The sequence below is a fragment of the Maricaulis sp. genome, from assembly GCF_048269565.1.
Classification (GTDB): domain Bacteria; phylum Pseudomonadota; class Alphaproteobacteria; order Caulobacterales; family Maricaulaceae; genus Maricaulis.
Genome location: NZ_JBLXIK010000002.1, coordinates 278,764 through 291,444, shown reverse-complemented (window position 1 = coordinate 291,444; position 12,681 = coordinate 278,764). Strand labels below are relative to the sequence as shown.

The following is a 12,681-nucleotide window of genomic DNA, read 5'->3' as shown; positions in this document are numbered from 1 at the left end:
GGTGCTGGCTGACATGCTGCAACCAGCAGCAGGGCAATCAGGGCGGCCGGGCTATACCGCCGCCACACCGGTCAGCACCCAGTTCGGATTATTGGTGTCGGTGCGCCGTTCGAACAGCCAGTTTTCATGCACCGTGTTCAGCGTGCCGATATCACCGGAGACACGCTCACCGGCCTCGCTCAGGGTTTCCGTTGCGATTTCAGCGACAAAGGCAACCTTGACCCGCGCCGTCGCGCCGTCGTGCGAGGCCTCGATGATCTCGGCCGACTTGATCCGGTCGATCTCGGTGCGAACGCTCTCCCTGCGCTCGCTGCGCGCCTGGATCGCGTCGGCATAGCGCTGGTAGACCTTGTCGGCCAGCAGCGGCCGCAAGGCAGCCAGATCGCCCTTGGCAAAGGCCTCGACGATCATCTGATAGGCCGTGCGGGCACCCGACAGGAAAGCCTCGGGATCAAAGCGCGAATCGACCGCGGCAATTGCCTCAAGCCCGGCCGCCGCCCGTCCCTCGAAGGCCGGACGCAAATGCGTCTGCGGCACATCGGACAGGGATGGACGCCCGTTCGGGTCGATCACCGGGGGCTCTTCCATATGGCCCTCGCGGCGCCCGAGGGTCGAATAGAGGCGGATCGCGATGAAGATCGCGATGCCTGCGAAAATGACGGTGGGTATAACTTCAATCATGTGATTTTCGCCGCTCGACTGGGCCGGTAGGGAATGTTGATCAGATATAGCCGCTATTTGTCCGGACGTCAGCCTTCTCGCTGAAACCCAGCATGCTTGCTCCGGCCCGGCCCGCATGTTAACCGGCGCGCCTCGTTTCGTGTGGCCATATTGGCCGCTACCCTATCACCGACGCCCGTCCTTTGGGGATTTTCATGACCGACGCTCCTGCCACGCCTGCCGAAAACACACCGCCACAGCCGCCACAACTGCGTATCCTCGCGCAATATGTGAAGGATTTGTCGTTCGAGAACCCCGGCGCGCCCGAGACCCTGCGCAATGCCCAGGCTCCGGCGATTGATCTTGCGATCGATGTGCAGGCACGCTCGCTTTCCGATGGTGCCTTCGAGGTCGTGCTCAATATCAATGCCAAGGCCTCGCGCGAGAACAATGATGTCGTTTTCATCTCCGAGCTCGCCTATGGCGGCCTGTTCCAGCTGGCCAATATCGCTGATGTCGATCGCGAACCCTTCCTGCTGATCGAGTGTCCGCGCCTGCTCTTCCCGTTCGCACGCCGCATCCTGGCCGATGCCACCCGCGATGGCGGCTTCCCGCCGCTGATGCTGGATCCGGTAGATTTCGCCGGCCTCTATCGCCAGCAAATGATGAAGCGGGCTGCCGCGGCTCCCGGTGCCGACACCAATGGCAATGGTGCTCCTGAAGCCAGCAACTAGCCAGAATTGATCAGCTACGGCCGATCTTCAACTTGTTCCAGAGCGCGTTTTCGCCCAGCTCCTCAATGAAGGCAGCATGGGCGGCGCGCTCTGTTTCTGTCAGCAGCTGGGCCAGCGCCTGCGGCCGCGGCTGACGTGCCGGAAACACCACCTCACCCGGACCTGTTTCGCCCTGGCCACTCAGGTCCAGCGCCCGCGTCCGGCCACCGGACAATTCCAGATAGACCTCCGCCAGCAGCAGGGCATCGATCAGGGCGCCGTGCTTGTCGCGGCTTTCCAGCGAGATGCCGAAGCGTTTGCACAAGGCGTCGAGCGACACATAGGAACCCGGGAATTTGGCACGCGCAATGCGGGCCGTATCCTTGAAGCGGGCCTCGGGGTAGCCGGCATGGCCAAGCCGCTCGAGCTCCATATTGATGAAGCCACGGTCAAAGGGCGCATTATGCGCGACCAAGCCGGCATCGCCGACGAACTCCATGAACTCTGCCGCAACATCGGCAAACAGCGGCTTGTCGGCCAGGAAGGCATCGGTCAGGCCGGTGATCTCGACCACTTCCTTGGGCGTGCTGCGCTGTGGATTGACATAGGTGTGCCAGGTCTTGCCGGTTGGGATGAAATCGATCACCTCGACGCAGCCCAGTTCGGTGACACGATCGCCGGAGGTGGCATAGAGACCGGTCGTCTCGGTATCGAAAACGATTTCGCGGATCATTGGTCCTGCTCCTCGATCTGCCCGCGGATGGACGCCAGGATGACATCGATTTGACGCCGGGCATCCTCAAGGCCGCCCGAGGTCTCGACCCGGTAATCCGCACGCGCCAGTTTGCTCGAATCATCGAGCTGGCGGGCGATTATGGCGTCGAGCTTGGCTTCCGTCATGCCCGGACGCCGCAAGACCCGGGCACGGCGTTCAGCTTCCGGCGCGTGGACCACCAGCACATGATCGACATGCTCATGGCCACCGGTTTCAAACAGAAGCGGAATGTCGAAAACAACCAGGTCCGCGCCGGCAAGATGCGCCTGATGCAGAAAGGCCTCGCGTTGTTCCAGCACCAACGGGTGGACGATGGCCTCCAGGCGCGCGAAACCGGACGGGTCCTCGTGCAGGGCTGCCGAGAGAAGCGAGCGGTCGACCACGCCGTCAACCACGACGCCGGGAAAGGCTGCATCAATCAGCGCGACGGCTTTGCCACCCTTGGCATACAATTCGTGGACACTGGCATCGGAATCGAAAACCGGGATACCGGCCTCGGCCATCAGGTCGGCAGTCGCCGACTTGCCCATTCCGATGGAGCCAGTCAGGCCAATGGTGATCATTCGGCTGCCTCCAGCAAGGAGACCAGCAGCGCCTCGGCCTCCACCGTTTCAGGCGGCGACGCGCCGTAAAAGGCTGCAAAGCTAGGCCGGGCCTGACCAATCAGCATGCCAAGGCCATGGATGGTTTTCAGCCCACGCGCCGCAGCATCTCGCAGAAAACCGGTCTCGAGCGGTTTGTAGACGCTGTCAGCCACCACGGCATCGCCCGGTGCCCGGCTCCAGTCAAACACAAGATCCTCGCCGCCGGACAGGCCCAGCGATGTGGCATTGACGACCAGCGAGGCGCCGGCCAGGGCGTCGTCCCGCCGGTCCCAATCGTGAATTTGCGCGCCCGGTGCAAGGTCATCGGCCATGGCCCGGGCATTGGCGCGGCTGCGATTGCTGAGCCGGATCTCGGGCGCACCGGCCTCGACCAGCGCATAAAGGATCGCGCGCGCCGCGCCGCCGGCGCCCAGGATCAGTACAGGGCCACGCGAAGGCTCAACCTGGCTGACCTTCAGGGCATTGAGAAATCCGGCTGCGTCCGTATTGTCGGCGTGAATTCGGCCATCGCGGAATGTCAGGAGATTGGCAGCACCGATGGCGCGCGCAGCGGCGCTGGCTTCATCGCTGACCGCCAGGGCCGTCTGCTTGTGTGGCAGCGTAACATTGAGGCCGGCGCATTGGCTTGCGGCAAGCGCCCGAAAAAACTCCGCCGCCTGCTCGCCGGCAACCCGGTAGGGCGTATAGACAGCATTGAGACCAGCCGCCTCGATCCAGGCCGACATCAGGCTCGGCGACAGCGAATGCGCAATCGGATCACCGACCACACCTGCTATCCGGGCGGCACCGGTCGGCCTCATTTCAACAATACCCCGTGTTCGCGCAAGGCACCCAGCAAGGGCACGAGCGGCAGGCCAAGCACGGCGTGAAACTCGCCATCAACACGCTCGAACAATTGTGCGCCCAGACCCTCAAATGCATAGGCGCCGACGCTGGCGGTCAATTCATCGCCGGCCCGGTCGAGATAGTGACCGAGGAATTCGTCTGTAAAAGGCCGCACCCACAGGGTCGAGCTCTGCTGGTGTTGCCAGACCGGCTCGCCGCCACGCACCAGGGCGAGACCGGCATGCAGCTGGTGCGCCTGGCCTCGCATGGCCAGAAGGCGCTGCCGGGCAAGATCACGATTGGGCAATTTGTCGAGTAACTGCCCATCAAGCTCCATGGTCTGATCAGCACCGAGCACATAAGCATCCGGATTTTGCCGCGACACCTGGCTGGCCTTGGCATGGGCAAGCAGAACCGCCATTTCGGCGGGCGACAGGCCGGCATGCTGCGACTTGAGCGCATCCTCATCAACATCCGACTTGATCGTCTCGAAGGCGATCCCGGCATCCTGGAGTATCTGACGGCGGATCTGACTGCCCGAGGCCAGGATCAGACGGCTCATTGGCGGCCTCGCTTTTCGTTGAGCATGTTGATGATCTTGGCCGCAGTCTCTTCCACCGAACGTCGGGTAACATCGATATTGGGCCAGCCATGCTTGGCATAGAGGCGCTTGGCTTCGACGATTTCATCACGCACCGCGAAATCATCGATATAGTCGGTCGAGCGGTCCTCATTGAGGGTCAAAAGCCGGTTCCGCCGGATCTGGACAATCCGCTCTGGCGACGCCGTCAGGCCGACAATCAGGGGATGGCGAAGCTCAAACAGGAATTCCGGTGCCGGCACGCCGCGAACGAGTGGAATATTGGCCGCACGATAGCCGCGGTGGGCCAGATAGATGCTGGTCGGGGTCTTGGACGTCCGGCTGACGCCGAGCAGGATAATATCCGCATTCTCGAAATTATCGCCCTGGCCGTCATCATGAGCCATGGCGAAGTTGAGGGCATCCATCCGGTGATAATAGTCAGCGTCAAGCGCTCGCTGCGCCCCGGCGCGACTGGCCATCGCTCGACCGAGATAGGTGCTCAGTGTCGCCAGCATCGGATCGAGGATTGCAATGGCCGGCACGCCGAGATCAGCGCAGCGCGATTCCAGCTCGCGGCGCAGATCCGGATTGACGATCGTGTACATGACAACACCGGGATAGCCTTCGATTTCCTCGAGGACACGATCAAGCTGCCGCGAGGAACGCACCAGCGCATAGAGATGCTCCAGCGGATTGGTGTGTTCAAACTGAGCGACCGAGGCGCGCATCACTTCCATCAGGGTTTCGCCGGTCGAATCGGAAACCATGTGGATATGGAATGATGTGTTCAGCCGTGGCCTCGATGTGGTGGACATGATGATAGCGGCCTCAAGAGCGTTTACGTTTTGTTAATAACTAGGGCAATTGTCCCCAGGGACGGACCCGGACGTCCGGGATTGTGGGTTTCACCGGGTATGACCCGGTACTACCCACACGTCTATCCACATCTGCTGCCGTGTGCAAAACCGGTTGGGAATTGGTGATTTGGGGTCTTATTTCAACAATATTCCCCTGAGATTTCAACAAATCTATCGTCTGTAAGTTTTTGTTTTTTAGCGCCTGCCCGTATTTATAGCGCCTGCGCTGCTCGTACATCGCAATCCGGCAAAGGGTGGATATAGTTTTTGGTATGACTGGATAAATCCGGACCTCCCCGGTTTTCACGGCCCTACAATTACGACTCTAAAAAAACATATATCTATATGAGTGAAAGGGCCGCATTGAATGATCGGTCAGACCAGACTAATCAGGCCCAATGACACGCACTTCCGAAAAACCGCTTCTCGCCGTCCTCGCCGGCGAGACCCAATCCCCACCTCCAGTCTGGCTGATGCGGCAGGCAGGACGCTATCTGCCGGAATATCGTGAGGTCAGGGCAAAGGCTGCCAATTTCATCGATTTCTGCTTCACGCCGGAACTTGCAGCGGAGGTTACATTGCAGCCGATCCGGCGGTTCGGGTTCGATGCCGCCATCATGTTCGCCGATATTCTGCTCATCCCGATCGCACTGGGACGCAAGGTCTGGTTCGTGACCGGCGAAGGTCCGAAACTCGATCCGTTCGATCCGGCTGAATTCGAAGGCCTCGATCAGGGTCGTGTCGCTGAAGTTCTCGCACCGATTGGCGAGACGCTGCGGCTGGTGAAGCCGCAATTGCCGGCGAATACGACGCTGATCGGCTTTGCGGGATCGCCCTGGACGGTCGCGACCTATATGGTCGAGGGAGGCGGATCGAAGGATCGCTATGCGACCCGTGTCGCGGCCTGGAGCAATCCGGTCGCATTCGACGGCATGCTCGACCGTATCGCGGACGCGACGGCCGAATACCTCATCATGCAGGCCCATGCCGGCGCCGAGGTTCTCAAGCTGTTCGACAGCTGGGCTGAAGGCCTGCCAGAGCCCCTGTTCGAGCGCGTTATCATCCGGCCGACCAAGCGGATTGTAGACCAGGTACGCGCGGCTGGCGTGATGGTGCCGATCATCGGCTTTCCACGCGGCGCCGGAACGCTTTATCCGCGCTACGCCAAGGAAACCGGGGTGACGGCCTTGGCACTCGACACCGCCGTCCAACCTGAGTGGGCCCGCTCGGTATTGCCGGACAGCCTCCCGGTTCAAGGCCATCTCGATCCATCGGTTTTGCGGGCAGGTGGGTCTGCGCTCGACTCCGAGATTGATCGCTTGTTGGCTGCCTGGGAAGGGCGACCGCATATCTTCAATTTGGGTCATGGCATCACGCCCGATGTGCCCATCGCTCATGTCGAGCAATTGCTGGCGCGCATTCGCCGGTCATCGTGACAACGGAGCAGACCATGACCAGACCAGGCGGAAAACTCGCCATTGTCCTGTTCAATCTGGGCGGACCGGATGGGCCGGAAGCCGTAAAGCCGTTTTTGCGCAACCTGTTCCGCGATCCTGCGATCATTGGTGCTCCGACACCGGTTCGTGAGGGGCTGGCCTGGTTGATTTCGACACTGCGGGCCAAACCGGCGCGCGCCAATTATGCCAAGATGGGCGGCGGCTCCCCGCTTCTGCCGGAAACCAGGGCCCAGATCGCGGCGCTCGAGCCATATCTGGCCGAACGTTTTCCGGACCGTGACGTGCGGATCTGGCCGGCGATGCGGTACTGGCACCCTTTTACGGAAGATGTGGCCCGCGAGGTTACGGACTGGCAGCCGGACGAGACCGTGCTTTTGCCGCTCTATCCGCATTTTTCCACCACGACGACCGGCTCTTCCCTGGGGGCCTGGCGCAAGGCGGGCGGGCCGGAAACTCATACTGTGTGCTGTTATCCGGTCGAGTCGGGCTTTGTGAAAGCCCATGCCGATGCCATCCGGGAAAGCTGGCAGGCTGCCGGCGCTCCGCAGAATGCCCGCTTGCTGTTCTCGGCCCACGGCTTGCCGGAAAAGGTGATTGCGGCCGGGGACCCCTATCAATGGCAGATCGAACAGACTGCGGCGGCGGTAGCTGCCCTGCTGCCGGAATTGCCGGACTGGCAGGTCTGTTACCAGAGCCGGGTGGGGCCGATGAAATGGATCGGGCCCTCAACCGATGATGCGGTGCGCCAGGCAGGCGCCGAGGCCCGGCATGTCGTGCTGACACCGATTGCCTTCGTGTCCGAGCATATCGAGACCCTGGTCGAGCTCGATGAGGAATATGCCGAATTGGCGGAGGCCAGCGGGGTTGCCGGCTATTCGCGCGTGCCCGCGCTGGGAACGACGCCAGGCTTCATCGAAGCGCTTGTCGCCATGATCGAGCAGGCGCTAGCTTCTCCGGAGGGCCTGGCGCCTGCAGGCGGGACCCGGCTTTGCCCGGCCTCCTGTCCGGCTTGCCCGAACGCTCCGAACGAGGTTTGAATCATGATGATCCTCGCCGCCTATGACTGGCTTCGGGCCCTGCATATCCTTGCTGTCATCGCCTGGATGGCGGGCTTGCTCTATCTGCCGCGCCTGTTTGTCTATCACTGCAGCGCCATTCCCGGCGGGGAGCTGGATTCAACGCTGAAGCTTCAGGAACAGCGTCTGCTCAAAATCATTATGAACCCGGCGATGATTGCCGCGTGGATATTCGGTTTGTTGCTGGTATGGGCGAATGCCGAGCGCGCCGGGAGCTGGGCAGTGTTTGTCAGCTTCGCCTGGTTCGGGAAATTCGCGCTGGTTTCCGTGATGACCGGGCTGCACCATGTTCTGGCGCTGCGCTACAAGCGCTTCCAGGACGGCAGCAATGACTGGCCGGATCGCTCCTATCGCATTCTCAATGAAATGCCTTTCCTCGCCGCTATCCTGATTGTGTTCATCGCTGTCGTGGCCCTGCGCTAGGGGCCGGAGCCACTGGGCGCTTGACGGTCGCAGTTCTGCATGGCAAGCCTTGCACGACTCCACACGTGGATCCTCTCCTTTTCGGTCAAGCCAGCCTCTGCAACAGGCGCTTGCCCAATCCTCACGCTTCGGGACCATGCTTGAACCTTGGCACCCGGTTTGCTTGTACCAGCCTGTTCCCGTCCGGGAATCGGTTTTCCCTGCCTGAAAAAACAGATTGATCATGACCGACCAAACAACCACGCCGGCATTGCTCGAAGGCCTGCAGCGCATGACGTTGCAGGACCTGAAACTCAAAAAGCCGACAGAATTGCTCGAATTCGCCGAAGCGCTTGAAATCGAAAATGCATCCTCATTGCGCAAGCAGGCGATGATGTTTGCCATCCTGAAGGCCTTCGCCGAACGCGGCGTCGAGATCCATGGCGGCGGTGTTCTGGAAGTGCTGCAGGACGGGTTCGGTTTCCTGCGCTCGCCGGAGGCCAATTACCTGGCCGGTCCCGATGATATCTACGTTTCGCCGACCCAGATCCGTAAATTCGGTCTGCGGACGGGCGATACGGTTGAGGGTGAGATCCGCAGTCCGCGCGATGGCGAACGCTATTTCGCGTTGCTGAAGATCAGCACGATAAATTTCCAGGAACCGGAAAGCGCCCGCCACAAGGTGCATTTCGACAATCTCACGCCGCTCTATCCCGAATCCCGCTTCGTGATCGAGCTGGCTGACCCGACGGTCAAGGATCGGTCCGGCCGTGTGATCGATATCGTGGCGCCGCTCGGCAAGGGCCAGCGCGGCCTGATCGTCGCGCCGCCGCGGACCGGTAAAACCGTTCTGCTGCAAAACATTGCCCACGCGATCGAGACCAATCACCCCGATTGTTATCTGATGGTCCTGCTGATCGATGAGCGACCGGAAGAGGTCACCGACATGCAGCGCACGGTGAAGGGCGAGGTGATCTCCTCGACCTTCGACGAACCGGCGACGCGCCACGTCCAGGTTGCCGAGATGGTGATCGAGAAAGCCAAGCGCCTGGTCGAACACGGCCGTGACGTTGTCATCCTGCTCGATTCCATCACCCGCCTTGGCCGGGCCTATAACACGGTCGTTCCGAGCTCTGGCAAGGTGCTGACGGGCGGTGTGGACGCCAATGCGCTGCAGCGGCCGAAACGTTTCTTCGGTGCCGCCCGCAATATCGAACATGGCGGTTCGCTGACGATCATTGCAACGGCGCTGATCGATACCGGCAGCCGGATGGACGAAGTCATCTTCGAAGAGTTCAAGGGTACCGGCAATTCGGAAATCGTGCTGGACCGCAAGGTCGCCGACAAGCGCGTCTTCCCGGCGATCGACATCCTCAAATCCGGTACGCGGAAAGAGGAACTCCTGGTCGACAAGGCGCAATTGCAGAAAATGTATGTGCTGCGCCGTATCCTCAATCCGATGGGCGCCCAGGATGCAATCGAATTCCTGCTCGATAAATTGCGTCAGACCAAGACAAATGACGAATTCTTCGATTCGATGAATACCTGATCCGAATCCTGACTGTTACTGACAAAAGCCCGCCAGAACGTTGTTTTGGCGGGCTTTTTGTATTTCTTCCCTCAGGAGGATAGGCGTGTATGGCAGCGATCCGGAAGAGATCACTTTTCACGTGGCGTGATTGGCGGTTGGATTGGGCGAATTTATCCGGAGGATGACCCGATGGCACCGACGCCTGATCTGACACTCTATCATGCCCCGCAAACCCGCTCGATCCGGGTGCGCTGGCTGCTTGAGGAAATGGGCCTGCCCTACACGCTCCACACGGTGCAGTTTGCAGCGCGGCCGGCCGGCGATGAGAGCTATGCCCTGATCCACCCCCTGCGCAAGGTACCGGCGCTGAAGGATGGCGATGAGATCGTGCTCGATTCGATCGCGATCATGCAATATCTGCTCGGCCGCTATGGACCGAGCCCGCTTGATGTGACGCCTGATGAGGCGGATTACGGCCGCTTCCTGCACTGGCTGCATTTTGGCGAAAGCGGGATGACCATGCCGGTATCGCTGTTGTTGGCGCACACGCAATTACTGCCGGAGGACAAGCGCGACGCCAACCTGGCGCAATGGGCGAAATACGAGACCGATAAATTGCTCCGATTTGCCTCGGAACACGGGGTCGGTGATCGCGAGTTCATCGCTGGCGAGCGCATCACGGCCGCCGATATCTCGATCACCTATATGTTCTATCTGCTGAAACTGATCCGTCAGTTTGGCGATGCCCCGGAGAACCTGAAAACCTATTTCAGCCGCATGACCAGCCGGCCGGGTTGGGCGATTGCCAGTTCGGCCGACTGAGGGGCCTGCAGGGCCCGGTCTCAGGCTAGATGCTGGCGCAGAAACACCAGTGTACGCTGATTGGCCAGGCCGGCGCTGGCCGCATCGTAATGGTCACCATCGGGGCGTGCGAAGGCGTGATGCTGACCGGGGTAGTCATACAGGGTGACCAGGGGGTTGCTTCCGAGGCCGGCATGCATCCGGTTCTGGGCCTCGGGCGGCACGAATTCATCATCGCCGGCGATATGAAGGATCAGGGGCCGGGAGAGGCCGGCGGCTTCACCGATCCGGTCCGCGATGCTGACGCCGTAATAGCCGACACTGGCATCGCTGTCGGTATGGCAGGCGGTGCGATAGGCGAGCAGGCCGCCGAGGCAGTAGCCGATGGCCCCGGCCTTGCCGGTGCAGGCGTCAAGCTGGCGCAGTGTGGCGAGACTGGTCTGGATATCGCGAAGTCCGGTGTTGTGATTGAACAGTCCGAACAGTTCGAAGGCGCGCTTGAGGCCGGCATCGTCTTCGCTGGAAAGCTGTATGCCCGGCTCGATCCGCCAGAACAGATCTGGACACAGGGCGGTGAAGCCTGCGGCGGCGAGCCAGTCCGCGATCGAGCGCATCGCCGGATTGACCCCGAAAATCTCCTGCAGGACCAGCACGCCCGGGCCGGATCCCGAGGCCGGGACGGAAAGATAGCCGGAAAAATTGCCATCTTCGGATTCGATCTCTATGTCCTGCCCGCTCATGGTGCGCCTCCATTCTGTGCGATAAGACTATTTGAACATTTTGGGAGATCGAGATGAAGGTCAATGTTGAAGTCGATTGTACGCCGGCCGAGGCGCGGGCCTTTTTAGGGCTTCCCGATGTCACGGCGCTCAATGAGCGTCTTTCCAATGAGATGATCCGCCGCATGGAAGAGAATATGAGCTCCCTCGAGCCCGATGCGCTGATGCGGCAATGGAACGCCTATGGGGGCCAGATGACCGATACCTTCATGAATCTGATGCGCCAGGCGGCCGTGACGCCGGCGGCCGGTGGCAAGAAATAATCACGTGACAACAACGATTTATGCCCTCGCTACCCCGCCCGGACGTTCCGGGGTTGCGGTTGTGCGCCTGTCCGGCCCTGGCGCGGGGGATATTCTTGGCGCCATGCTGTCTGGAGGTCTGCCAGCGCCGCGCCAGGCCAGTCTTCGCAAGCTGTATACGGTGCAGGGCGATGTGTTTGACCAGGCGCTGGTGCTCTGGTTCCCGGCGCCGGCCAGTTTCAGCGGCGAGGATTGTGTCGAGCTGCATCTGCATGGCGGTGCGGCGGTCATTGATGGCGCGATCGCCGCGATCGAGGCTGCGGGCGGGGTGTTGGCGCAGGCGGGTGAGTTTACGCGGCGCGCGTTCGAGAATGACAAGCTCGATTTGACCGAGGCCGAGGGCCTTGCCGATCTGATCGAGGCCGAGACTGAAGGTCAGCGCACGCAGGCGCTGGCGCAGATGTCGGGTTCGCTGAAACATCTCTATGAAGGCTGGCGCGAGGCGCTGATCTCGGTGCTGGCCTCGATAGAGGGCGAGATTGATTTTCCGGACGAGGCAGACGTCCCTGATGCCTTGTCGCACCGGGCCTATCAGCCGCTCAGCGGGCTGCTGGAGTCGATGGCGGCGCATCTGGCCGACGGGCGACGCGGAGAGCGGGTCCGCAACGGGTTTTCCATCGCGCTGATCGGGGCGCCGAATGCGGGCAAGTCGAGCCTACTGAATCGACTGGCAGGACGTGATGCGGCGATTGTGACGGATATTCCGGGCACAACCCGCGATATTGTTGAGGTTCGTCTCATCATGGCCGGTTTCCCGGTAGTAATCAGCGACACGGCCGGGCTGCGTGAGGCTGTCGATGCGATCGAGGCTGAGGGGGTTCGGCGGGCGCTGGACCGGGCCGAGCACGCGGATCTGCGGATCGGTGTTGCCGATGCGCGTTCGCAGGCCGAGCTGCAAGACTTGCAGGGGCGGTTGCAGGACAGTGATCTGCTGGTGCTGAACAAGCTCGATCTGATGCCGGATCGCAAGGATGGAAGTGGTTTTCGCATCAGTGCGACCACGGGGGCCGGCGTTGACGCCCTGGAGGCCCGGATCGAGTCGATCGTGCGCGAACGCCTGAGTGCGCGCGAAATGCCGGCCCTGAGCCGGGCACGGCATCGGCGTGCGGTGGAAGCGGCCCAGGCGGCGCTGATGCGTTGCCGTGAGCGTCTGGCGGACGCATCGGAATTGGCGGGCGAGGATGCCCGCCTCGCGGTCCGGGCGCTGGAATCGCTGACGGGACGGGTCGATGTCGAGGATATTCTCGATCGGGTGTTCAGTCAGTTCTGCATCGGAAAATAACTACCGGTCGATGTTTCACGTGAAACACTGGCG

General features: G+C 61.3%; 15 protein-coding genes. 8 read left to right on the top strand and 7 right to left on the bottom strand.

The window, feature by feature from the left end:
- Positions 1–51 precede the first annotated feature (51 nt).
- On the bottom strand, positions 52–681 hold the full coding sequence (locus tag ACN0YL_RS04910) for a Tim44/TimA family putative adaptor protein (RefSeq protein ID WP_417497229.1): 630 nt from the start codon (positions 679–681) through the stop codon (positions 52–54).
- A gap of 194 nt (positions 682–875) precedes the next feature.
- Between ACN0YL_RS04910 and secB the strand changes: the two genes are divergently transcribed.
- Positions 876–1,394 (top strand): protein-export chaperone SecB, encoded by a 519-nt coding sequence (secB, locus tag ACN0YL_RS04905; RefSeq protein ID WP_417490197.1) that lies wholly within the window; start codon positions 876–878, stop codon positions 1,392–1,394.
- Positions 1,395–1,404: 10 nt separating this feature from the next.
- On the opposite strand, the gene dnaQ is transcribed toward secB, so the two are convergent.
- The 5 genes from dnaQ to ACN0YL_RS04880 are packed head-to-tail and all read right to left on the bottom strand — an operon-like array spanning position 1,405 to position 4,976.
- The gene (dnaQ, locus tag ACN0YL_RS04900; RefSeq protein WP_417497228.1) at positions 1,405–2,106 is read right to left on the bottom strand and encodes a DNA polymerase III subunit epsilon; all 702 of its coding nucleotides are present in this window, start codon (positions 2,104–2,106) and stop codon (positions 1,405–1,407) included.
- Positions 2,103–2,711 (bottom strand): dephospho-CoA kinase, encoded by a 609-nt coding sequence (gene coaE, locus ACN0YL_RS04895; protein ID WP_417490195.1) that lies wholly within the window; start codon positions 2,709–2,711, stop codon positions 2,103–2,105. The genes dnaQ and coaE overlap by 4 nt, the downstream gene beginning before the upstream one ends.
- Positions 2,708–3,553, bottom strand: coding sequence for a shikimate dehydrogenase (aroE, locus tag ACN0YL_RS04890; protein ID WP_417490194.1), 846 nt, complete (start codon positions 3,551–3,553; stop codon positions 2,708–2,710). The genes coaE and aroE overlap by 4 nt, the downstream gene beginning before the upstream one ends.
- Complete coding sequence (locus ACN0YL_RS04885) at positions 3,550–4,140, bottom strand: Maf family protein (protein WP_417490193.1); 591 nt, start codon at positions 4,138–4,140, stop codon at positions 3,550–3,552. Before ACN0YL_RS04885 ends, aroE begins: the two co-directional genes overlap by 4 nt.
- Positions 4,137–4,976, bottom strand: coding sequence for a pyruvate, water dikinase regulatory protein (locus ACN0YL_RS04880; protein WP_417469285.1), 840 nt, complete (start codon positions 4,974–4,976; stop codon positions 4,137–4,139). The genes ACN0YL_RS04885 and ACN0YL_RS04880 overlap by 4 nt, the downstream gene beginning before the upstream one ends.
- A gap of 440 nt (positions 4,977–5,416) precedes the next feature.
- Between ACN0YL_RS04880 and hemE the strand changes: the two genes are divergently transcribed.
- From hemE to ACN0YL_RS04855, 5 genes are all read left to right on the top strand, one after another.
- Positions 5,417–6,454, top strand: coding sequence for a uroporphyrinogen decarboxylase (gene hemE, locus ACN0YL_RS04875; protein WP_417497227.1), 1,038 nt, complete (start codon positions 5,417–5,419; stop codon positions 6,452–6,454).
- 14 nt (positions 6,455–6,468) lie between these two features.
- Positions 6,469–7,512, top strand: a complete 1,044-nt coding sequence (gene hemH, locus ACN0YL_RS04870) for a ferrochelatase (protein WP_417497226.1) — start codon at positions 6,469–6,471, stop codon at positions 7,510–7,512.
- Positions 7,513–7,518: 6 nt separating this feature from the next.
- Entirely contained in the window at positions 7,519–7,974 is a 456-nt protein-coding gene (locus tag ACN0YL_RS04865) for a CopD family protein (RefSeq protein WP_417490511.1), read from the top strand.
- Between the two features lie 223 nt (positions 7,975–8,197).
- Positions 8,198–9,502 (top strand): transcription termination factor Rho, encoded by a 1,305-nt coding sequence (rho, locus tag ACN0YL_RS04860; RefSeq protein WP_417469290.1) that lies wholly within the window; start codon positions 8,198–8,200, stop codon positions 9,500–9,502.
- A 171-nt stretch (positions 9,503–9,673) separates the two neighbouring features.
- The gene (locus ACN0YL_RS04855) at positions 9,674–10,306 is read left to right on the top strand and encodes a glutathione S-transferase family protein (RefSeq protein WP_417497225.1); all 633 of its coding nucleotides are present in this window, start codon (positions 9,674–9,676) and stop codon (positions 10,304–10,306) included.
- Positions 10,307–10,326: 20 nt separating this feature from the next.
- On the opposite strand, the gene ACN0YL_RS04850 is transcribed toward ACN0YL_RS04855, so the two are convergent.
- Positions 10,327–11,025, bottom strand: a complete 699-nt coding sequence (locus ACN0YL_RS04850) for a dienelactone hydrolase family protein (RefSeq protein WP_417497224.1) — start codon at positions 11,023–11,025, stop codon at positions 10,327–10,329.
- Positions 11,026–11,078: 53 nt separating this feature from the next.
- Here ACN0YL_RS04850 and ACN0YL_RS04845 point away from each other — a divergent pair, with 53 nt between their 5' ends.
- Both ACN0YL_RS04845 and mnmE read left to right on the top strand, forming a co-directional pair.
- Positions 11,079–11,327, top strand: a complete 249-nt coding sequence (locus tag ACN0YL_RS04845; RefSeq protein ID WP_417490188.1) for a DUF6489 family protein — start codon at positions 11,079–11,081, stop codon at positions 11,325–11,327.
- A gap of 4 nt (positions 11,328–11,331) precedes the next feature.
- On the top strand, positions 11,332–12,648 hold the full coding sequence (mnmE, locus tag ACN0YL_RS04840; protein ID WP_417497223.1) for a tRNA uridine-5-carboxymethylaminomethyl(34) synthesis GTPase MnmE: 1,317 nt from the start codon (positions 11,332–11,334) through the stop codon (positions 12,646–12,648).
- The last annotated feature ends 33 nt before the right edge of the window (positions 12,649–12,681 follow it).